Annotated in this window: 23 protein-coding genes and 1 pseudogene; 19 read left to right on the top strand and 5 right to left on the bottom strand. The window is 34.7% G+C overall.

The features are described from left to right. Positions 1 to 6 precede the first annotated feature (6 nt). Positions 7 to 321 carry a DUF3892 domain-containing protein gene (locus ACLBXA_RS07210; RefSeq protein ID WP_000358166.1) on the top strand — a complete coding sequence of 105 codons (315 nt, stop codon included), beginning with the start codon at positions 7 to 9 and terminating at the stop codon, positions 319 to 321. An 86-nt stretch (positions 322 to 407) separates the two neighbouring features. Here ACLBXA_RS07210 and ACLBXA_RS07205 read toward each other — a convergent pair whose 3' ends face one another. Beyond that, on the bottom strand, positions 408 to 848 hold the full coding sequence (locus tag ACLBXA_RS07205; protein ID WP_000708771.1) for a YaiI/YqxD family protein: 441 nt from the start codon (positions 846 to 848) through the stop codon (positions 408 to 410). Between the two features lie 70 nt (positions 849 to 918). Further along, on the bottom strand, positions 919 to 2,370 hold the full coding sequence (pdxR, locus tag ACLBXA_RS07200; protein ID WP_447617153.1) for a MocR-like pyridoxine biosynthesis transcription factor PdxR: 1,452 nt from the start codon (positions 2,368 to 2,370) through the stop codon (positions 919 to 921). A 124-nt stretch (positions 2,371 to 2,494) separates the two neighbouring features. On the opposite strand from pdxR, the gene ACLBXA_RS07195 reads away from it, so the two are divergent. Next, complete coding sequence (locus tag ACLBXA_RS07195; protein ID WP_000832990.1) at positions 2,495 to 3,406, top strand: DMT family transporter; 912 nt, start codon at positions 2,495 to 2,497, stop codon at positions 3,404 to 3,406. 33 nt (positions 3,407 to 3,439) lie between these two features. Here the strand turns inward: ACLBXA_RS07195 and ACLBXA_RS07190 are convergent, their stop codons facing one another. Beyond that, complete coding sequence (locus ACLBXA_RS07190) at positions 3,440 to 3,892, bottom strand: NUDIX hydrolase (protein WP_098900463.1); 453 nt, start codon at positions 3,890 to 3,892, stop codon at positions 3,440 to 3,442. Positions 3,893 to 3,988: 96 nt separating this feature from the next. On the opposite strand from ACLBXA_RS07190, the gene ACLBXA_RS07185 reads away from it, so the two are divergent. From ACLBXA_RS07185 to ACLBXA_RS07160, 6 genes are all read left to right on the top strand, one after another. Further along, positions 3,989 to 4,390, top strand: coding sequence for a DUF3980 domain-containing protein (locus ACLBXA_RS07185; protein WP_000610481.1), 402 nt, complete (start codon positions 3,989 to 3,991; stop codon positions 4,388 to 4,390). A gap of 17 nt (positions 4,391 to 4,407) precedes the next feature. Next, a complete protein-coding gene (locus ACLBXA_RS07180) occupies positions 4,408 to 4,878 on the top strand; it encodes a GNAT family N-acetyltransferase (RefSeq protein ID WP_001198087.1) in 471 nt (156 codons plus the stop codon). 48 nt (positions 4,879 to 4,926) lie between these two features. Next, complete coding sequence (locus ACLBXA_RS07175; protein ID WP_447617152.1) at positions 4,927 to 5,817, top strand: AraC family transcriptional regulator; 891 nt, start codon at positions 4,927 to 4,929, stop codon at positions 5,815 to 5,817. Positions 5,818 to 5,840: 23 nt separating this feature from the next. Beyond that, positions 5,841 to 6,776 carry a serine hydrolase domain-containing protein gene (locus ACLBXA_RS07170; RefSeq protein ID WP_000844642.1) on the top strand — a complete coding sequence of 312 codons (936 nt, stop codon included), beginning with the start codon at positions 5,841 to 5,843 and terminating at the stop codon, positions 6,774 to 6,776. A 100-nt stretch (positions 6,777 to 6,876) separates the two neighbouring features. Continuing rightward, complete coding sequence (locus ACLBXA_RS07165; protein WP_000697692.1) at positions 6,877 to 7,902, top strand: SDR family oxidoreductase; 1,026 nt, start codon at positions 6,877 to 6,879, stop codon at positions 7,900 to 7,902. A 54-nt stretch (positions 7,903 to 7,956) separates the two neighbouring features. After that, entirely contained in the window at positions 7,957 to 8,388 is a 432-nt protein-coding gene (locus ACLBXA_RS07160) for an SMI1/KNR4 family protein (protein WP_000265344.1), read from the top strand. A 67-nt stretch (positions 8,389 to 8,455) separates the two neighbouring features. On the opposite strand, the gene ACLBXA_RS07155 is transcribed toward ACLBXA_RS07160, so the two are convergent. Continuing rightward, on the bottom strand, positions 8,456 to 9,244 hold the full coding sequence (locus ACLBXA_RS07155) for a DUF4240 domain-containing protein (RefSeq protein ID WP_000449118.1): 789 nt from the start codon (positions 9,242 to 9,244) through the stop codon (positions 8,456 to 8,458). Positions 9,245 to 9,437: 193 nt separating this feature from the next. On the opposite strand from ACLBXA_RS07155, the gene ACLBXA_RS07150 reads away from it, so the two are divergent. Further along, a complete protein-coding gene (locus ACLBXA_RS07150) occupies positions 9,438 to 9,905 on the top strand; it encodes an NUDIX hydrolase (RefSeq protein WP_000366247.1) in 468 nt (155 codons plus the stop codon). Next, positions 9,906 to 10,551 (top strand): annotated as a pseudogene (locus ACLBXA_RS07145) (alpha/beta hydrolase). 45 nt (positions 10,552 to 10,596) lie between these two features. Here the strand turns inward: ACLBXA_RS07145 and ACLBXA_RS07140 are convergent. Continuing rightward, complete coding sequence (locus ACLBXA_RS07140) at positions 10,597 to 12,540, bottom strand: GTP-binding protein (RefSeq protein ID WP_242297044.1); 1,944 nt, start codon at positions 12,538 to 12,540, stop codon at positions 10,597 to 10,599. A 264-nt stretch (positions 12,541 to 12,804) separates the two neighbouring features. Here ACLBXA_RS07140 and ACLBXA_RS07135 point away from each other — a divergent pair, with 264 nt between their 5' ends. The 9 genes from ACLBXA_RS07135 (at position 12,805) to ACLBXA_RS07095 (ending at position 19,842) form a co-directional block, all read left to right on the top strand. Further along, on the top strand, positions 12,805 to 13,233 hold the full coding sequence (locus ACLBXA_RS07135) for a MarR family winged helix-turn-helix transcriptional regulator (RefSeq protein ID WP_000204164.1): 429 nt from the start codon (positions 12,805 to 12,807) through the stop codon (positions 13,231 to 13,233). An 18-nt stretch (positions 13,234 to 13,251) separates the two neighbouring features. Continuing rightward, a complete protein-coding gene (locus ACLBXA_RS07130; RefSeq protein WP_000185391.1) occupies positions 13,252 to 13,890 on the top strand; it encodes a nitroreductase family protein in 639 nt (212 codons plus the stop codon). Between the two features lie 46 nt (positions 13,891 to 13,936). Then, positions 13,937 to 14,230 carry a putative quinol monooxygenase gene (locus ACLBXA_RS07125; protein ID WP_000583832.1) on the top strand — a complete coding sequence of 98 codons (294 nt, stop codon included), beginning with the start codon at positions 13,937 to 13,939 and terminating at the stop codon, positions 14,228 to 14,230. A gap of 212 nt (positions 14,231 to 14,442) precedes the next feature. Further along, positions 14,443 to 14,718 (top strand): TIGR04197 family type VII secretion effector, encoded by a 276-nt coding sequence (locus tag ACLBXA_RS07120; RefSeq protein ID WP_000503638.1) that lies wholly within the window; start codon positions 14,443 to 14,445, stop codon positions 14,716 to 14,718. A gap of 40 nt (positions 14,719 to 14,758) precedes the next feature. Then, a complete protein-coding gene (locus tag ACLBXA_RS07115) occupies positions 14,759 to 15,121 on the top strand; it encodes a DUF3958 family protein (RefSeq protein WP_000076591.1) in 363 nt (120 codons plus the stop codon). Continuing rightward, on the top strand, positions 15,118 to 16,884 hold the full coding sequence (locus ACLBXA_RS07110) for a T7SS effector LXG polymorphic toxin (RefSeq protein ID WP_447617151.1): 1,767 nt from the start codon (positions 15,118 to 15,120) through the stop codon (positions 16,882 to 16,884). Before ACLBXA_RS07115 ends, ACLBXA_RS07110 begins: the two co-directional genes overlap by 4 nt. A 27-nt stretch (positions 16,885 to 16,911) precedes the next feature. Then, positions 16,912 to 18,159: a PoNi-like cognate immunity protein gene (locus ACLBXA_RS07105; RefSeq protein ID WP_063675489.1), complete on the top strand. Its 1,248-nt coding sequence runs from the start codon at positions 16,912 to 16,914 to the stop codon at positions 18,157 to 18,159. A 296-nt stretch (positions 18,160 to 18,455) separates the two neighbouring features. After that, complete coding sequence (locus tag ACLBXA_RS07100; protein WP_000941894.1) at positions 18,456 to 19,115, top strand: hypothetical protein; 660 nt, start codon at positions 18,456 to 18,458, stop codon at positions 19,113 to 19,115. A 10-nt stretch (positions 19,116 to 19,125) separates the two neighbouring features. Continuing rightward, positions 19,126 to 19,842 (top strand): PoNe immunity protein domain-containing protein, encoded by a 717-nt coding sequence (locus ACLBXA_RS07095; protein ID WP_001204727.1) that lies wholly within the window; start codon positions 19,126 to 19,128, stop codon positions 19,840 to 19,842. Positions 19,843 to 19,923 lie beyond the last annotated feature (81 nt).

Raw genomic sequence — 19,923 nt, 5'->3', positions numbered from 1 at the left:
AATGTTATGGACAAAAAAGACTTTGAAAAAGTTTATAATGATTACTTACATCAAGGAGAAGAACAAGCTCAATTTGAAGTAGACCATGAAGTTAATTCAGGAGCAGAACAAATTGTTGCTGTTCGTAAAAATGATGATGGTGATTTAATTGCGTTTAAAACAAGTAGCGGGAGAGAGTTAGATTATATGACTGCCCTTGAAGAAGCAAAATCAGGGAAGTTAGCTCATGTAGACGTATTTCATAAGTATGGCAGAGATATTATACGTAGTGAACCTGATGGAATAAAGGAAAATAACTTAGATAATTTACCTTCATTTTAAACGGGTAAACCTCAAGAAGAGAATGTTCATTTGGATATTCTCTTCTTTGTGTTGCGAAGTTTTCCTTGCGAAAAGAAGGTTCATCTTTAATGAGCGATCATACTTTTAAAGAGCGCTCTAAATTTCTCTTTATCTTCTGCTGTAAATGGTTTCGGTCCCTTTGTACGCTTACCGCTTTTTCGAACCATTGCACTTAAATACCGTGTTTGTAACAATTGTTCAATGTTGTCATTCGTATACTTATAGCCTTTATGGTGTAGTACGATACAGCCTTTTGCTAAAGCGAGTGAAGCAAGACCGTAATCTTGCGTTACGATTAAATCTTCTTTTTTTGCTAACTGCATAATCCGGTAATCCGCAGCATCTGCTCCAGAATCAACATAAATTGTTTCGACACCTTTTGGCTGCTCTGCATTAGAATAATGTGAAAAGCTAGTAACGAGGGTAACAGGAATTTCCACATTCGTAGCCTCAAAAATAATTACATCTTTTACAGGACAAGCATCTGCATCAACGTAAATCTTCATTTTATCACTCCTATAAATAGGTTCGAGTTGATAATAATGGTAGATTTAGGTTTTGTCAAACGAGAAAGCTTTATTTAAAGTTATTTTCACATACCAAAATAGCCTCGCGTAAACGAGAAATACCTTCCTCAATTTGATCAATATCCACTTTTCCATAAGATAAACGTATATAACCATCTTTCGCACCGAAAATACTACCTGGCATAAAAGCAATTTCTTGTTTTAAACTTTGCATAATGATTTGTTTTTCGTTTATAGGTTCTTTTAATTTCCCCCAAATGTATATACCACCAGTAGGGTTTGAAAAAGAGATTTTATCATGAAGTTGCTCGTTTAGGGCATGAACGATAACGTCTCTTTTTTCTGCTAGTTGTTTTCGTAACGGTACGATATGAGACTGAAATGGTACAGTTTCAAAAAATTGTTGCATAAGCCACTGCGGGAAAATACTCATTCCTAATTCCATTTGGTGCCGTGCATCTGATAATCGCTCTACGACAGACTGCGGGGCGACAAGCCAACCGACTCGTAATCCTGGCGCAATCATTTTTGATAAAGAATGTACATAAATGACAGTTCCATTTTCATCTATTGATTTCAAAGTAGGACAAGGTTGTTTCTTTTCTAGCGTCAGCAAACTAGATGGATCATCTTCAACGATTGCAATTCGTAAATCTGCGCAAAGTGATAATAGTTTTTTTCTACGGTTTGGATGAAGCATCGTCCCCGTAGGGTTTTGGAAATTTGGATTTAAAAAAATCATTTTAATGCGGTGCTTTCTGTATAGCTCTTGTACATCGTCTGGATTAATGCCGTGTTCATCGACAGGTAATGGGAAAATACGAATACCTGCTGATTGGAATAACGGCAGGGAATAACAGTGTGAAGGACTTTCGAAAGCAACAGCATCACCTGGATTTAATAAACATTGCACGATAAGGTGCAGTGCTTGTTGAGCGCCGGATGTAATCATAATGGATTGTTCAGTCGCCTCAACTTTTAAATATTCTTTCATATATTTTACGACCGCTTGTCTTAGCGGGAGATAGCCTTGCGGATGATCGTAACTTAATGAATGCGTTAACGGTTGTTCACGTAAAATCGTTTGTAGTTGATCGTGAGGATAAAGATTACAACCGAGTTCTCCATTAGCGAAATCTATAATATTTTCATTTTGTTGTACTTCTGCCCGAATATGGCGAAGTAGTGGTAAGTTTGGTAAAAAAGTACCACCTTCTACGAAATTTCTCCAGTTCGGCGTTAATGTTGGAGAAACGCCCCACATATGTGTACTCACACGTGTACCTTTACCAGTCGTACTTTCTACAATTCCCATAGCACGAAGTTCATTATAAGCAGTCGTTACTGTACTTCTGTTTACATTTAACTGCGTAGCTAATTTCCGTTCTGAAGGGAGGAAGCTTCCTGGAGGAAGTTCTCCATATGTAATACGTTTTTCAATAAAGTCAACCACTTGCTGATAAATAGGGATTTTACTGTCACTATCTAGCTTCCATTCCATACAAACGCCTCCGTATCTCTTATATACATTAAGTATAACAAATTGGCTGGGTAAAAAAACAGCCAATTGGACGGTGCTATATCCAGCCAATTTTACTATGCTAAATATGGAAGGGGAGATTCGGATGAAAAGATGGCAAATGGAATGGCTCCTAGTATCAGTAGCGTTAGTATGGGGAGCAAATTATACAATAGGAAAGTATGGCGTGGCATATATGTCATCCATTCAATTTAATAGTTTACGATTTTTAGTAGCATCACCGGTCTTATTACTTATTACATTTATGATGGAACGCTCATTACGTATTGAAAGAAAAGATTGGTTACGATTAGTAGTAGTCGGTATCGTTGGTACGGCAATGTATCAAACGATGTTTATGTTATCTGTGAAATATACTTCAGCAACGAACGCCTCATTATTAATTGCGATGTCACCTATATTTACAGGGATATTAGCAGTATTGCACAAACAAGAACGTTTTTCGATGAAAGTACAAATTGGTTCAATAGTAGCGTTTATTGGTGCAGCATTTGTTTTATTAACAGGACATACAGGAGGAGCTACTTACGAATATGCGTGGCTCGGAAATGTAATTGGATTAGTCGCAGCAATTGCGTGGGGATGGTATCCAATATTAGCGCAACCTCTTATTACAAAATACTCCGCAATGAGAGTTACATCATGGTCTACTTTAATTGGAATTGTACCACTTGTTATATACTGTTTATTCAACGTAAACTCTTTAACATGGCCAGTAGATACGCCAAGCTGGGGTTCACTAGCATATTCAATCATCTTTGCGACCATCTTCGGACTAGCAATGTGGTATGTCGGTATTAGTCAAATAGGCTCAACGAAAGTAATGGTTTATATGTATCTCGTACCATTGTTCGCAGTTATCTTTGCGGCAGTTACAATTGGAGAGCAAATTAATATGATGCAACTCGTTGGCGGACTTATTATCTTCATCGGCTTATATGTTGTAAAAAAAGGCGGAATCAAAAAGCCTGCTTTCAATTTGAAAAAAGTCAGTTAATAGTAAAAATGATCTCTTTCATATAGAAGGAGATCATTTTTGTTTTCGTAATAAAAGTGCTTGTTCAACCGCCCATTTTTGATGATCGTGAATGAGAAGCTTAACAGCAAGTAATGGAGACATCCATCGTAAAACATGATCCTCCCCACAGTTTTCAGTTTGTTTCTGCACCATGTTCGCAATATAAAAGAATCCATCATTCAAATAATATGTATCTTCCTTTTCTGCATAAAAATATCGAGCCGCATTACCGATATACTGATCAATTTTAATTGCCCATCCTAATTCCTCTAGTAGTTCACGGTGCAAGCATTCTTCTTTTGTTTCATTACCTTCCATACCGCCACCAGGTAAAAAGTAACGGTCACCTTTTTGGATAACAGCAATCATTGAAGAAGATGAATGGAAAATACCTGCATAACAACTAGGTCTTAATACATAATGAACGGTACGCTTTTTCGAGCCAAACGTAAGTTTTGAAATCATAAAACACGACCTTTCTCTATAAAATACATAAAAGGGATATTAAGGTAAATGTAGAATGATATAAGTATAATCTTAATAGATTGGAGTGGTAACAACATGATAAATCGAAAATGTTCAAGGTGTAAAGAGATAACGGGTACAATACATGGGGGTAAAAAAATTAAGGAAGAATTTTTATGTGAGGACTGTTTGCAAAAAGGAATTGCGAGCGGGGAAATCGAATTATCACAAGTGGAGAAAGAACAAACTTCGTATCTTTCTATAAAAATATTAAAAATAATGAGTGTTATTTATTTAATAGTATCAATTATAACCGCTTTTTCTGCTGGAGCATTTATACAGGATCCAGGGCTTGGTGGAATATCTTTTTCAATAACAGGTGCAGTTGGTGTTATGATAATTGGATCGATATTTCAGTCTGTTCTTGTATTTTGTGGAATATGGGTATTCATCCTTTTAGTAGAAACGGTTATTAAAATTTATGAAAAAATGAAGTGAGTGAAAGGGAGAAACATATGCAAGTAAGAAACATCCAAGGGGAAGATTATGTAAAGATTCATTCTGTTTTAAATGATTGGTGGGGCGGTAGAGATATGGCTGCTATGTTGCCAAAACTGTTCTTCGTTCATTTTCAAGAAACGAGTTTTATCATTGAAGAAGATGGCGAAACGTTAGGTTTCTTATGTGGATTCTTTTCACAAACATATAAAGATGAAGCATATGTTCATTTTATCGGTGTCAATCCGAAGTATAGAAGAAGAGGAATCGCATCGACATTGTATTCTTATTTCTTTGATATCGCTCGTGCAAATAATCGTAAAGTTGTAAAAGCAATTACGTCACCAATTAACAAAAAGTCGATACAGTTTCATCAAGAAATCGGTTTTCGAATTGAGGCCGGGGATGATGAGGTAGAGGGTGTATCGGTACATACAAATTATGATGGGAACGGCGGTAGTAGAGTTTTGTTTTTGAAAAATGTGTAAAAGTAGGCTAGCTTAACGGTAGCCTTTTTGTTGTGAGGAGATAAAAATATGGAGAGTAAACAAAGTAGAAATGAATACTTACGACGCATTTATAAAGTGCAAGATTATATAGAATCACACATAAATGATTCACTATCCATTGAAGAGCTAGCGGATGTAGCAGGATTTTCAAAGTTTCATTTTCATCGGATTTTCAAGGGGATAGTAGACGAGCCATTATCACGGTATGTAAACCGATTGAAGTTAGAAAGGGCAACAAATCTACTTACATATCGCACAGATATGACGATTACACATATTGCGTATCACTTCGGGTTTACAGATTCAGCAGTTTTCTCCCGCACATTTAAAAGTCATTACGGAATAAGTCCATCTCAATATCGAAACGATAATAGCAAGAATTGCAAAGACGTAAGCGAAACTTCTCAATACAATGAGTGTAAGAAGGTTCGAGGAAATGTTGAAATTGTAACAGCGGATAATATAAACGTCGCATACAAAAGACATATCGGTACATATGAAGAGTTAACGATAGCTTTTCCAAAAATGATAGAGAAATTATTTCATTACGCAGCGGTGGAAAACTATTATGTATTTGAGGATACGAAAGTATTAACCATTTACCACGATCATCATGAATTTACTGAGGACAATCATTTAAGAACTAGTTTATGCATAACAATTCCGAATGAGTCCGCAGTAGAAACGAACGACATTGGAATAATGGTTATACCTTCTGGAAAGTATGCGGTAGGTCATTTTGAAATATTCCAAGATGAATATAAAGGAGCATGGGATTTCTTATACGGTGAGTGGCTTCCTAATAGCGGATATAAACCGAGAGATTCGTATCCTTTTGAAATGTATAAAAATGACCCAAGACGGCACCCGGAAAATAAACATATAGTTGATATATATGTACCGATCGAACCTTTTTAATTATGGGTTAAAGGGGAATAAAAATGAAAACTGCTGAAAAGTTAGATTTGATTATAAAAGAAGAGTATAAAAATATTAATGGGATGTTAGTAGTACAAAAAGGTGATGTTATTTTTGAAAAATATTATAACGGTCACGGTCCAGATGATGCATTTCATATAGCGTCAGTCACAAAAACGATTATTTCTGCGTTAATTGGACTATGTGTAGATAAAGGCTATATAAAAAGCGTTGATCAAAGAGTAATAGAATTTTTCCCGGAATATAACGTTAATTCATCTGAAGTAACAGTAAGCCATCTTCTAACGATGACAGCTCCACATCCATTCGTAGACTGGCAGGAACCGTTAGAAGAACTATGTACACAACAAGATTGGATACAATATACGTTAAATAGGATAGGAAACGGCGGAGAAATTGGATCTTTTAAATATTCATCTGCAGGAGCTCATATACTATCAGCGATCATAACGAACGCAATAGGAAAAAATGCGCGTGAATTTGCGAATGAATACTTATTTCAGCCACTCGGCATGAGAGAAATTCCAAACTATAATATGAAAGCATTTGGATTTGATGACTTATTCGGAAAAGATGTGAAAGGATGGGTTCACGATCCAAATGGTATTTCGGCGGGCGGCTGGGGACTAACGTTAACGGTTAGGGATATGGCTAAGTTTGGACAGATGTATTTGAATGAAGGTATTCATAATGGAAAACAAATACTATCAAAATCATGGATAAAAGAATCAATAGCGATGAATTCAAATCAATATGGTTACTTATGGTGGTTACGAGAAGAAGAGGGTGTCTATTCGTATTGTGCAATGGGTGATGGTGGGAATATGATTTGTTGTATTCCAGAGAAGGAATTGGTGGTGGTGATGGCTTCTGAAGTTGTGCCAGAAACAAAGGATAGATGGAGATTAATCAAAGAGTATATACTTTTAAAAGAGTAATGGTGAACTTGTAGAAAAATTTAAACGCTCCCCGTAACTTTCCTCAATAAAAAATCGTTAAACATTAGGAAGGGTTATTAATCACGAATGGGGGAGAACCATGAAAATTCTAATTCTAGGCGGTACACGATTTTTAGGAAGAGCATTTGTAGATGAGGCTTTACAGAGAGGGCATGAAATTACGTTATTTAACCGAGGAACAAACAAAGAAATTTTTTCTAATGTGGAGCAGTTAACCGGTGACAGAAATAACGATGTATCAAGTTTAAAAAATCGAACGTGGGATGTTGTCATAGACACATGTGGATTTTCTCCGCATCATATTAGGAATGTTGGAGAAGTGCTTAAAGATAATATTGAACACTATATATTCATCTCAAGCCTTTCCGTATATAAAGATTGGATTCTGCATGACATAAAAGAAGACTATATATTACAACCTGAACCGACGGAAGAGCAAATAAAGGCTGTAGAGAATGGTGAAATATCTCCTTATGAGCATTATGGTGCGCTGAAAGTATTATGCGAAAAAGAAGCAGAGAAGTATTGGCCGGGGCGTGTTTTACACGTAAGAGCAGGACTTCTTTCAGGAATGTTCGATTATACAGATCGACTTCCATACTGGATCGGGCGTGTAGCAAAAGGAGGTAAAGTGTTAGTTCCAGGAAGAAAAGACCGTCCAGTACAGATAGTTGATATAAAAGACGTCGCAAACTGGGGACTAAACATGGCAGAAAACAAAAATGCAGGTACATTCAATGTAACAGGTCCGAATTATGATTTGACGATGGAAGAGCTATTAAATACGTGTAAAAAAGTTACGAATAGTGATGCTGAATTCGTTTGGATAGAGGAATCGTTTATGAATGAACATAAAGTGCAGCCTTGGACAGAGATGCCTTTATGGCTTCCAGAAACTTTTTCATTAGAAGGTGAAACGAAGCCGTGGAAAGGTGGATTTTCAATTAGTATTGAAAGTGCTGTTAAAGAAGGACTTACTTTTAGAAGGTTAGGACATACAGTTACAGATGTGTATGAGTGGATGAAGAGTGTGGACGAATGGGAATTAAAAGCAGGTATTTCAGGGGAGAGGGAGAAGGAATTGTTAGAAAGATGGTATCAATAAATTTAGCGGTGTCCTTTGAATATACTTGATTGCACATAAGGAGGAGAAAAGGTGATGTGGAAAGACACCATTCACAGTATCTCATCAAACTTAAGCTTAAAAAATTCGGCTACGAAGGAGGAACTTACTGATATACAACAATGTATACATGTGGAGTTACCGAATGATTTATATCAATTATTACAGGAAACAAATGGTATAGAAGGTGAATACGGTGACTTTATATGGTCTGCTTCAAAAATTAAAACTGAAAATATGAGTATGAGAAATATAGTTGATTTTAAGGATTTATACATGCCTTTTGACTGTTTATTATTTTTTGCTGATGGCGGAAATGGTGATTTGTTTGGCTATTCCATTTTGAATGGAAAAGTGCAAAGAGATGATATATATGTATGGAATCATGAAAATGATAGTAGAACGTGGGTTGCTCCTTCTTTAAAGACTTTTATGGAGTGGTGGGAGAGTGGGAAGATAATAATTTAAATATAGTATCAAAAAAAGCGCCTTGTTACTAAAGAAACAAGGCGCTTTTTCACGAATAATTAATCTACTACTCAATCGGTTCTTCCCCATACATCTCCCATAGCTTAGGAAACATCTTTTTTAAACCTTCTTCATCGTCTTCATTCCAGTCAAATTCAAAATCTACATCGTCGAATTCTTCATTAGATAAGACATGGTAAAGTGTAAAGTAAGTATCATCTTCGTCACCAGTTTTTTCTGCATATACAGTGAAACCGAAATATAAAGAAAGTTCTTCAATCTCTGGGACGTCATACTCACTCAAGTTTTCTAATACAGGAATTAATCGTTCTGGATCTTCAATACAAGCTTCGTATGTCTCTTTTCCTTGATATAATAACCATCCGCGGAAGTAATCGAAAGTATCATCTGAACAGCCACCCATAATAATATAGGCTGCTGCCCATAAACGGGAGGTATAGGAGTCTTTCAAAAGACGATGCATATGCGTATCAAATGCTACAATTTCATGTACTGTACGTTTAGCAAGGTGAGAAGTAAGCCATTCTATTTGTTCTTCTTGGTCCTCACCTTTCGTTTTTGCACGATGAAGTAGTTCCCAAAATTCTTCTTCGGTTATCGTTTTTTCTTTTATGTAATCTTCCCCAGGCAACGGGTCTGTATATCCTTTTTTACGTTTGGAAGCAACTAGTTTATTAGCTTCTTTCATACATTCTTCTTCTGTTTCAAACTCTTTCGCTTTCACACTGCCAGCTGTGCCAATTTTTCCGTAAAACACAACATAGTCTTTTTCTTTCACAACGATTTTCCAAAACTTATTTGATTTCTCAGTTTGCTGGATTAATAACGTTTCCATCCGTACCCCCATAATGTTTTCTAGTGTGCAATGTGATTGTAACATATGTATATACACTTGTAATGATGAAAAATAATAGTTTAGAAAATTCAAAAACCATTGAATGAAGTGGATAAATTTAGTAACCTTATTTGTACAGTAATTACATAATTGTTTTGTAATAATTCGATATTTATATGAGGGGGCATTACGGATGGATCTTACGTTTAAAGTAGAGGAAACATGTTTTAATTATCGCGTCGGAGCAATTTGTAAACAGGATAATAAAATACTTATTCTTCAAAACAAAGGGGAAGATTATTGGTATGTACCAGGCGGAAGAGTGAAAATGCTAGAAAATAGTGAAGATACGTTAAAACGAGAACTTGCAGAAGAATTAGGTGTTCCTATGAAAGGGAAAAGATTAATATGGTCAGTAGAAAATTTCTTTACACTTTCTGAGCGAAAGTTTCATGAAATTAGTTTTTATTATGAAGTAGAGCTACATGAGTTACCTGCAAATGGAGCGGATCAATATATTTTGGAAGAAGAAGGTAGAACGTATTTCTTTAAGTGGGTGCCGGTAGAAGAGTTAGAGGCATATAATTTACAGCCTGCATTTATAAAAGAGAAAGTAAAGGATATAGCAGTTCATACAGAACATATCGTTTTACAAAATTAAATGTATTCGGAGGGGAAAAGGGTGAAGGGGACTAAAAAAGAAATACATATAGATGATAAAGTAATTCGTTACACACATATCGAAAAAGGTTCTAGTAGGATTTGCTTTATGTTCTCCGGTTCAGGATACAATTACGATAAACCGTTTTATGCTCGAAAATAAAATAGATGTAGTACATATTCATTATTCTTATGACGAACAAGTAATGAATAAAACAATGGAAGAAATAACGAAAGTAATGATGGATGATATTAATCCTATAATGAAGGGCGTATTAAAAGGTAAGCAATATAACGATACTATGTTTTTAGGGAAATCACTCGGAACAATTCCGATTGCAAATGATTTAATGAAGAGAGACGAATTCGCGCAGTCAAAAATGATACTACTTACACCTTTACTGACGTTTGATACAATTTTTGATTCTATCTTACATAGTCGACACGAAGGGTTTTTAGTTATTGGGGATAAAGATTACCAATACAATGCAGATCAAATTGATCAGTTATATAAAACGAATTTACAGATTGAAGTTGTCAAAAATGCAAATCATTCTGTAAATGTTGGGGGATATGAAACGGAAAATTCAATTGAGGCTATAGCGAAAATAATAGGAGAACTTAAAGAAGTTGTTAGGACAAACTAACCTATTAATACATGCAAAAGAGGTGCGAATTGCACCTCTTTTACTTTAATAAGCCTTCAAAACATGAAGTAAATAATCCTTACGGTTCAGCGGATTATAATCAACACGTTTTCGAGTAGGGAAGGGAGCCATAAGCTTTGTGAAACCAGCTGGCTTCGTTGTAAATATGCCGTCTCCTTCTGTAAATGAATGTAGCATTCGTTTAAAATTCTCTGTTTTTGCAACAGGTAATGATCCTGTTAACTGGTAAGAGTTATTATTCAATATAGGCTCTCTAAAAGTTGCTGGAACGGCAGCGAGCTTATACATCGCGGTACTAATTGCGTGCTCCGGTACAGTTAATTCAAACTCGTTTATTGGTTCATATACATGTGTTTCAGCTTGCTTTAAAGCATCCATTAATACGATCGGTGTTAAATTTCTAAAGTCACTCGCTGTTGTAACAGGACTAGCATAACCAGTATGTGTTAACGTGACGATAATATCTGTAACTTCCCATCCATATAATCCTTGTTTTAACGTTTGAAATACCGTCTCTTCAATCGCTTTATGGAATGCTAAAGGTAGTGAACCGAGCTCAACACCTAATTTATATGTTATGCCGCAATTAAGTTCACCACGTTCAACTTTGAATCCGACTGTTGCGTAAAATGGATTCGCTTTTTCACCCATGACTTCAACGGAATTCCCAATGCCAATTGGCTTTTCAATACATACAACTCGCGTATTTGAAAAAGTAACCTGCAAATTATATTTTTCAAAAAGAGTCGTTTCAATTACTTCTTTCTGTACTTCACCGAAAAGGCGAATATATAGTTCATTATGAACATCATCTTTCCACACTTTAATAAGTGGATCTTCTTCACATAGCTCCATAAGTGCAGCGTATAAATCATGAATTCTTTCTTTTGATACTGCATCAATGGAAGCTTCCATTTGTGGTTCGGCAAAGTGAATATCTTTTATATAATCCGTACGTTCACCAATAATATCACCAATTTTAATATCATTCAGTCCCCACACTTTACAAAATTCACTACTAGGAACGGTAGTAGTTTGAACGGCATCTCCATTATGAAATAGGCATAGTTTTTTAATCTTTTCTTTATGGGATAGAGATTTACAGCGCTGTATATCAACATATTTTCTAACGTGTAAACTACCAGAAAAAACTCTCACGTAAGTAATTTTTTCACCGGAAGATTCACGTTCAATTTTAAAAACAACGCCAGATAATGTTTCATTTTGTACCGATGTATGAGCTGGAATGAGAGCCGGAAGTTTTTCAAGAAGTTCTGTTACGCCCATACCAGTCATTGCTGAACCGAAAAAGATTGGATACACATTCGCTTGCTGTATTTGTTTTTCGAGTTCTTCTCTTAATAATACGTCCGGTACGATTTCATCATTTACATATGACGCAAGTAACGATTCATTATATGGCGCTAACAGTTCCGTACAATCGTCATATGATTTGTATGCAATAATCCAGGCTCCTTTCGTTCCTACGTTTAGAACAGAGTAGAAGGGGAATGCTTCATTTGAAAGAATCTCTTTTATTTGTTTCATAACTTTTTCAGTATTTGCGCCATTACTATCAATTTTATTTACGAATAATATTGTTGGTATGTTTAGTTTCTGTAATGTTCGCATTAAAATCTTCGTTTGTGCTTGCACACCTTCAACGGCAGAAATAACTAAAATCGCACCGTCTAAAACGCGGAAGGATCGCTCCACTTCAGCGATAAAATCAGCGTGTCCAGGTGTATCAATTACATTTACTTTTAAGTCATTTATATAGAAAGAAACGACAGATGCTTTAATCGTAATTCCGCGCTGTCTTTCTAATTCCATTGAGTCAGTTTGTGTATTACCACTATCAACTCGGCCAATTTCTTTAATTACATTTGTTTCATAAAGAATACGCTCAGTCAAACTCGTCTTGCCAGCGTCTACGTGCGCGACAATCCCTATATTTATTGTTGTCATATTTAAATATCCTCATTTCATTTTCCATTTTCATTTCCTCATTTCTATTTGTGTATTGCCGCATTACAATCACTCTCCAGTTCTTTAAATTAGTATTATTATAGTGCAATTAACATTATTTGTAACGCTACAAAGCGCCTTAATTTGGAAAAAATAAAATAAAAACAAAATGCTTGCATTCTAAATCGATATAGATTATATTAATTGACATATCAACTATTGATACATCAAATGTTTTTATTTTGATTGTAAAGGAGGGTTAATTTGACAAGTTCATGCTCAAAAGAAGCGATTATTTTATATAAATTACACTTTCTAAATAAAGAAGTAAGTTCGAAATTTGAAGGGTGTACGGGTATGAGCCAGTCTCGATTAGAGCTTATACTTCAATTATTTGAAGTAGGTGAAATTAGTCAAAAAGCACTTCAGCAAGAAGTGAATATTGATAATGCTGCGATAACAAGGCATTTAAAGCAGCTTGAGGCCAATGAAATGATTGTAAGACGTAAAAATCCAGAAGATAACAGAATTACGTTAGTTTCTCTTACTGAAGAGGGACGAAATAAAATTCAAGCGTTTCAAGAGGAAAAAGAACGTTTTGCAGCATCTGCATTTAAAGGATTAAGTGAGGAAGAACGCGATAATCTTTTAAATATGTTAAATCACATTCAAGAAAATATAAAAGAATTATAAAAAAGGGAGAATACAACTATGACTAACTCAGTAAAAACAAATGATTTTAACGAAATTTTAACAGGACGTCGTTCAATTCGTAAGTACGACCCTTCAGTGAAAATTAGCAAAGAAGAAATGACAGAAATTCTTACAGAAGCAACACTTGCACCATCTTCAGTAAACATGCAACCATGGAGATTCGTAGTGATTGAAAGTGACGAAGCGAAAGCAACACTTGCGCCACTTGCGAAGTTCAATCAATCTCAAGTAGAAACATCTTCAGCAATGATTGCTTTATTTGGTGATTTAAACAACTTTGATAACGCAGAAGAAATTTACGGTACAGCAGTAGAGCGTGGACTTATGCCAGCAGAAGTAAAAGAAGATCAAATGAAAAAACTTTCAGCTTACTTCTCTATGGTTACACCAGAAGTAATGAAAGATACAGTATTAATTGACGGTGGTCTTGTAGCGATGCAGTTTATGCTAGCAGCTCGTGCGCACGGTTATGATACTTGTCCAATTGGTGGATTTGAAAAAGACCAAATTGCAGAAGCATTTGGACTAGATAAAGAACGCTACGTACCAGTTATGTTAATTTCAATCGGGAAAGCTGCAGACAGTGGTTACCAATCAGTACGTCTTCCAATTGAAAAAGTTGCAGAGTGGAAATAATTTTATAAAAGAACTTCAATAAGTGAAAGATGAGAGGGGAAGCACCATGATTATTATTCACGCAATATTTCAAGTAGATCCAACGAAACAACAAGCATTTTTAGAAGAAATTCGTCCGCTTATTCATGGTTCAAGAGAAGAAAGTGGAAATGTATCTTATGACTTATATAAAGATACAGAAAAAGAAAGTGTTTATACGATGGTAGAAGTATGGAAAGATGAAGCAGCAGTTGCGAGCCATAATACGAGTGCACACTTCACATCTTTCGTTAGTAAAGCAGCACAATTTTTAACTGCTCCGCTTAATATAAAAGCTTATAATGGAGAATTAGTAAAATAATAAGGTAGAAAAAGATGACTTTAGCATATGGCTGAAGTCATCTTTTTTGTATAAGTAGAATCCATCTTGGACTCAGTTATGTTGATAGATAAGCGTTGCTCGTATCCTCAGTAACTGTGGTGAATTGTATGTTAAATTCGAACATTCGGTTTATTGGGATATTTTTCCGTGTTATAATTTTCTTGTAAATAAAAGGTAGAGGGGAGTAAGTAATGGGAGAATTTCAAAGTAATTTGCATACGGCAACGCAACTTGCAACGAAAATGAGAAATGCTTCAGATAGGATGCAAAGTGCTACTAGTCGCTCTATAAATAAGGCAACGCGTACGACACTATCTGTGAACTTCAAAGCACAAGAAGCAAATCAACAAAATTTACAAATCACGAAACAATTTTGCGCTACTTTTCAACAAACGATTGATAATATCCATTCCGTAGCAAATGAATTTGAGAAAATGGATACTGGACTTCAAAAGACTTTTCAATAATGTAACAACCTACGTAAAGGGGAAAAGGTAGGGAGAAAAGATGAGTCAAGAAATTGAAACGAGAATCAGTCAATGTAATCAAAAATTACGAATTATATTTGAAGAACAAAATGAAAACCGAATCGCGCTGCAAAATCAAGAACGAGCTGAGGCTAGTTTTCATGAATGGAAAAATAGAAGCAATCGTTTATTTAACCGAATACTAGAAACTTGGCACGACGACAAAGAAGTGTTTCACCTTTTTACGAATATGCGGCAAGAAATCGGACAGTATGAAAGAAAACTTACATTCGAATTAGAAAATGAAAAAGAGACGTTGCTTAAAGAAAAACGGCATCTCAGTGAGAAAGAAAACGACCTTTCCTATGAACAGCAGCAACTACAAAGGGAGGCCGATACATGAGTTTAAACATGTATTTGGGAGAAGTACAAAGTCAAACTCAAAGTATGAACGCTATATGTAATGCTACGATTCAAAGTATGGAACAAGCTATTCAATCTATTGATGCCTTTGCGATAGACACAGTATTACAAGGACAAACATACAGTAGTGCAAAAGCCTACCTTGTCCAAACATTCCGGCCATTAGCGCAAGGAATCATATGCTTATGTGAAGAATTAATTCGCCAAAACGAAGCATTTCCAAACGATTTTCAAGCAAAAGTTGCTTCAACAGATGTTATCGAACATGAAATAAGACAACAAATACAAGAAACCAATCAATCCATTGCAAGTATAGAAGCAATAGAAGTGCTTACACCAATGCCTGGAGTAGACGCAATTATTGCAGTCTTAATTGTAATGAGAAAAAAACTAGAAGAAAAACTAGAGCGTCTATATGAATTCAATCATTCGTCCAGCAACAACTACAGCACCGCCCTCCAATTAGCCGCTAGCATCACAGCCGGACTCGCTGAAGTGCAAAGCGGGAAAGGATTTAGTCCTGTGAGTGGGACGTTTAGTACACAAGGGTTGAATATGGATTGGGTGAGTTCTATTCAGGGGATTATAGAAGAAACAGCCCGAAAAAATGATCAGTCAATTAAAGATATAGAAACAAATAACATAATTGAGGAGAAATCTCCGGTTAGAAATGCTTGGGACGATGCGGCAGACAGTATAGTTGGTACGTTTGAAACAGCGAAAAAGATGTGGGAAGCTATTCAAAGAGGATCGGGGAAAGCTATTGGTGATGAAATCGAGTCCGCAATAGCTTTAAGTAATATGGACATAGGAACTTTTATTAATGTAACCTATGCACTTTTCCATTTGGATGAAACTGCAAAAAATATGTGGCATGCATTTTCAAATAAAATAAAACGAGATATGATAGAGGGAGATGCAGAGAGTCGTACAGAATTGACTACCTATGGATTAACACAAATAGCTACCACAATATTAGGCGATAGGGCACTAAATAAAGTAGGCCATATCACAAAAGGAGCAAAAGCATCAAGTGGAGTAAGTACATTTGCTAATGCAGTAAAACTAGCAAAAGAATTGAAGCCTACGCTTGAAATGTTACAATCATTTAAGAAAGAGGCTTCTTATACATTCTCTAGTGTTGGTGGAACTATTATAACCAAAATACCACAAGGCGAATTATTAGAAGCTTTTTATAAGTTTGCGAAGTCTAAAGATGGTGGTAAGGGTAAACCTAGCAGTAACAAAAATACAAATGTAGACAATTTTGACGCAAAAACAGCTACAAATAAGCAAAAAGGTAATTATGGTGAAATAAAATCTAGTGACAATTTATTGAATAATCAAAGTTTAAAAGAAGCTGGATTTGATTTAAAGCCAGTCGGAAAAAGTGCACCATCAGGCATAAATGATAAAATAGTAAAAGGGATTGATGGATTATACGAAAATGCAAATCCAAATTCAAATATTAAATATGTTATTGATGAAGCAAAGTTTGGTAGTTCACAATTAGGAAAAACTAAAGATGGACGACAAATGTCAGATGGTTGGTTGACAGGTGTGAATACTGAAAAAAGTAGAATATTGAAAGCTGTTGATGGAGATAACAAATTAGCAGATAAGATTACAAAAGCGTTGGAGAGAGATAAGGTAGAAAGAGTATTATCAAAAGTCGATAGTAGCGGAAAGGTTAAAACATTTAAGATAGATGCAAAGGGTAACATCGTTGGAGAATGGCCATAATTTAGAAGCTAGGAGGAATTGAATGGTATGAGAGATTATTTATGTATAGAAGAAAAGTGTAGAGAAGGAATTGAATATCATAAAGAGTTTATAGAGGAAAATAGAGAAGATATTAAAAGTTTAGAAGAAGATACTAAAAATGGAATTCAAAGATATTCTAAAGATAATAAGAGTATTATAGAAGGGACATATCTAGCCAATTTTAGATATGAGATGGAGGATATTAGGGCAAAGTATTCTTTAGGGGAAGATGTTAGTGTAATAGAAGAAGATTTTCATAATGCAATTTATGATTTAGAGAATACAGGAAGTAGGGAAATTGGATATTTAAGTCTGATTTGGATGATTTCCTTAGGGATTTTGTTAGAAACGGATAAAAAGAATATAGAAAGATTAAAAAAGATAGTTGATAAAAAAAATGTGAATGACGCAGTAATTGATTTCCTCTTATGCGCTAGTGATATCGGATACACAAAAATGATGAATAGATATTATAAAGAAAATCCATATGCAAAAACGAGAGAAATTATAGAACTTGCACAAACAGATAAAAAAGAAGCGTCTAAAAGATTACAAACGTACATGGAGAAAGAATGGTTTAGAGGCCATTATGATTATGAATGGAAAAATGCGCATAAAGAACCTGGATATGTAGGATATTGGAGTTTTGAAACGGCAGCGCTTGCAAAAATTTTGGAACTGGATGATACAAGTTTAAAAGATAATAACCATTATCCATATGATTTGGCACATTATAAAAATGAAATGAAATTCAAGCATATAGACCTAAGTGAATATCACTATGAAGATGAGACAGAAGAAATTGAGGAAATAGTAGAAGGAATTGAACATAATCCTGCATTGGAAAACATTATTCCGCCAAAATGGCATTCATTGGTCAATGAATTAATACATGATTATAAGAATATGGATGATAGTAGTTTTTATGAAAAATACAAAAAAACGATAGGAATAGGTCAAGTGTGGTTCTTACCACAAGAGTATGAAGAAGAAAATGAACAAAAAAATCTATTAGGAAGTTTAATTGTGTTTGCCCTGACGGTAAGAGATTATATATTACAATTGGACTATAAAGAAGATTTAGAGGACTACATCGATAATCTTAAAAATTTCTGGAATGTTTCAGAAACAAAGTTAGTTCAATTTATGTTAGAGAATGATCAAAATTATTATGCATGGGTACCAAAAGAAGCAAGCATCCCAAATATGTATGAAGTGAAGATTGAGAGTGTCGATGTAGAGGAAGTTCTATAATGAACAAATCGAAATATACGCATCATGAGTAACGTTAAAAAACTAATTTATACGTAATTTAATGAGTGAAGAATTTAAAAATAGTGGTAGTTTGGAGAATCCAACTGCCACTATTTTTGTGTTTACGAATGGTTCTGTAAATTAAGTAGAGTATTTCAGAGTATATATATTATGTAGGAGAAGTAAATAAGTTAAAGGCGCTAAATAAAATCGGTCATATCGCAAAGACATCAAGTGGAATAAGTACAATTGCTAATGCAGAAAAACTAGCAAAAGAATTGCAGCCTACGCTTGAAATGTTACAATCATTTAAGAAAGAGGCTTCCTATGCATTCTCTAGTGTTGGTGGAACTGTTGTAACCAAAATACCTCAAGGTGAATTAATAGAAGCTTATTATAAGTTTGCGAAATCTAAAGATGGTAGTAAGGGTAAAACTGGTGAAATAGCTAAGGAATCTAGAAAAGTAGCCCAAACATTAGAAGCAGCTAGAGCACAACAACGTACGGTAATAGAATCAGTAGAAAGTGGCGAAGTAGCTTTAAAAACAACGAAGCGTAAAGGAAATTATGGTGAAATGAAGATGGATGACTTTTTTGAAAGTCAAACATATACTAGAATTAGTGATGATCGTGTATTAACATTAGATCAAAAAATTGTTAAGGGAATAGATGGTATATATGAAAATTCATCTCCGCCGCCTAAGTATGTAATAGCGGAGGCTAAGTATAATACTGCGCAACTTTCAAATACAAAAGATGGAAAGCAAATGAGCGAAACATGGATAGATGGTTCTAGACGTTTGGAATCAACTGTTGGAGAAGAAATGGCAGATAAAATTCGAGAAGAAATGCTTTTGAATCCTGAAAATGTACAAAATATACTAATTAATGTTGATAAGGATGGTAATGTGGTTAAAAGCATTTTGGATTCTTCTGGGAAGAAAATAATTGAGTAAGGAGAATGAAATGAGAGATATTTTAAAAAATGAAGATTATTTCGAGGATTATTTAAATAGACAGAATAATAGAATAGAAAAGTATAAAGAATTAGCAATGAAAGTAAAAAATGAAAGACCAAATGATTTAGGTAGTATTAAAAGAGCTTATGGATATATTGAATCAATTTGTATTGATAAATTTAATTGTTTATATTCAATGGGAAGACCTATGGAAGTACTAAGAGATTTTTACCCCGAAATAATTGAGGCGATGAAAAAGGGGTGGAGTGGCAAATATAGATATATAGATTTATTGTGGGTTCTTTCTATTGGGATAATGCTAGATGTTTCAAAAGATTATATAATTGAATTAGAAAAGTTGGTAGAAAAAGAGAAATTGAATGATTATTTGATTGATTTTTTATTTAGTTATAAAGATGAAAATTGGGAAGGGAATACCACAGAATTTATCTTTGCAGACCCATATAAATCAATTTATCGTGTGGTCAATGCAAAGAATAAAGAAGAATCAGTAAAGGAATTGAAAGAATATTTAGAGGGAAAATGGTATAAGGGGCATAGTGATACAGGCTGGTATGATTCACATGAAAATAAAAATGATATCTACAATGGTTATTGGAGTTACGAAAGCGGAGCAATCGTAAAGATTTTAAAATTAGATGATTCAAGTTTAAAAAATACTTTATACTACCCTTATGATATGGTGCATTATCAAGGAAAATAAATGTAATAATCCACAGTGTTCAACTTTTTACACTGTGGATTTTTTAGTTTGTGTTAAAGTAGCTATAAGGGTAATGTTGGT

The sequence above is a fragment of the Bacillus sp. D48C genome (genome assembly GCF_053345735.1).
The sequence above is the reverse complement of the archived record's forward strand: the minus strand, read 5'-3'. Positions and strand labels throughout refer to the sequence as shown.

Excerpts from the sequence above, each read along its gene's own strand:
- ACLBXA_RS07210 (WP_000358166.1), top strand. The coding sequence starts at position 7 with ATGGACAAAAAAGACTTTGAAAAAGTTTATAATGATTACTTACATCAA.
- ACLBXA_RS07205 (WP_000708771.1), bottom strand. The coding sequence starts at position 848 with ATGAAGATTTACGTTGATGCAGATGCTTGTCCTGTAAAAGATGTAATT.
- pdxR (WP_447617153.1), bottom strand. The coding sequence starts at position 2,370 with ATGGAATGGAAGCTAGATAGTGACAGTAAAATCCCTATTTATCAGCAA.
- ACLBXA_RS07195 (WP_000832990.1), top strand. The coding sequence starts at position 2,495 with ATGAAAAGATGGCAAATGGAATGGCTCCTAGTATCAGTAGCGTTAGTA.
- ACLBXA_RS07190 (WP_098900463.1), bottom strand. The coding sequence starts at position 3,892 with ATGATTTCAAAACTTACGTTTGGCTCGAAAAAGCGTACCGTTCATTAT.
- ACLBXA_RS07185 (WP_000610481.1), top strand. The coding sequence starts at position 3,989 with ATGATAAATCGAAAATGTTCAAGGTGTAAAGAGATAACGGGTACAATA.
- ACLBXA_RS07180 (WP_001198087.1), top strand. The coding sequence starts at position 4,408 with ATGCAAGTAAGAAACATCCAAGGGGAAGATTATGTAAAGATTCATTCT.
- ACLBXA_RS07175 (WP_447617152.1), top strand. The coding sequence starts at position 4,927 with ATGGAGAGTAAACAAAGTAGAAATGAATACTTACGACGCATTTATAAA.
- ACLBXA_RS07170 (WP_000844642.1), top strand. The coding sequence starts at position 5,841 with ATGAAAACTGCTGAAAAGTTAGATTTGATTATAAAAGAAGAGTATAAA.
- ACLBXA_RS07165 (WP_000697692.1), top strand. The coding sequence starts at position 6,877 with ATGAAAATTCTAATTCTAGGCGGTACACGATTTTTAGGAAGAGCATTT.
- ACLBXA_RS07160 (WP_000265344.1), top strand. The coding sequence starts at position 7,957 with ATGTGGAAAGACACCATTCACAGTATCTCATCAAACTTAAGCTTAAAA.
- ACLBXA_RS07155 (WP_000449118.1), bottom strand. The coding sequence starts at position 9,244 with ATGGAAACGTTATTAATCCAGCAAACTGAGAAATCAAATAAGTTTTGG.
- ACLBXA_RS07150 (WP_000366247.1), top strand. The coding sequence starts at position 9,438 with ATGGATCTTACGTTTAAAGTAGAGGAAACATGTTTTAATTATCGCGTC.
- ACLBXA_RS07140 (WP_242297044.1), bottom strand. The coding sequence starts at position 12,540 with ATGACAACAATAAATATAGGGATTGTCGCGCACGTAGACGCTGGCAAG.
- ACLBXA_RS07130 (WP_000185391.1), top strand. The coding sequence starts at position 13,252 with ATGACTAACTCAGTAAAAACAAATGATTTTAACGAAATTTTAACAGGA.
- ACLBXA_RS07125 (WP_000583832.1), top strand. The coding sequence starts at position 13,937 with ATGATTATTATTCACGCAATATTTCAAGTAGATCCAACGAAACAACAA.
- ACLBXA_RS07120 (WP_000503638.1), top strand. The coding sequence starts at position 14,443 with ATGGGAGAATTTCAAAGTAATTTGCATACGGCAACGCAACTTGCAACG.
- ACLBXA_RS07115 (WP_000076591.1), top strand. The coding sequence starts at position 14,759 with ATGAGTCAAGAAATTGAAACGAGAATCAGTCAATGTAATCAAAAATTA.
- ACLBXA_RS07110 (WP_447617151.1), top strand. The coding sequence starts at position 15,118 with ATGAGTTTAAACATGTATTTGGGAGAAGTACAAAGTCAAACTCAAAGT.
- ACLBXA_RS07105 (WP_063675489.1), top strand. The coding sequence starts at position 16,912 with ATGAGAGATTATTTATGTATAGAAGAAAAGTGTAGAGAAGGAATTGAA.
- ACLBXA_RS07100 (WP_000941894.1), top strand. The coding sequence starts at position 18,456 with ATGTTACAATCATTTAAGAAAGAGGCTTCCTATGCATTCTCTAGTGTT.
- ACLBXA_RS07095 (WP_001204727.1), top strand. The coding sequence starts at position 19,126 with ATGAGAGATATTTTAAAAAATGAAGATTATTTCGAGGATTATTTAAAT.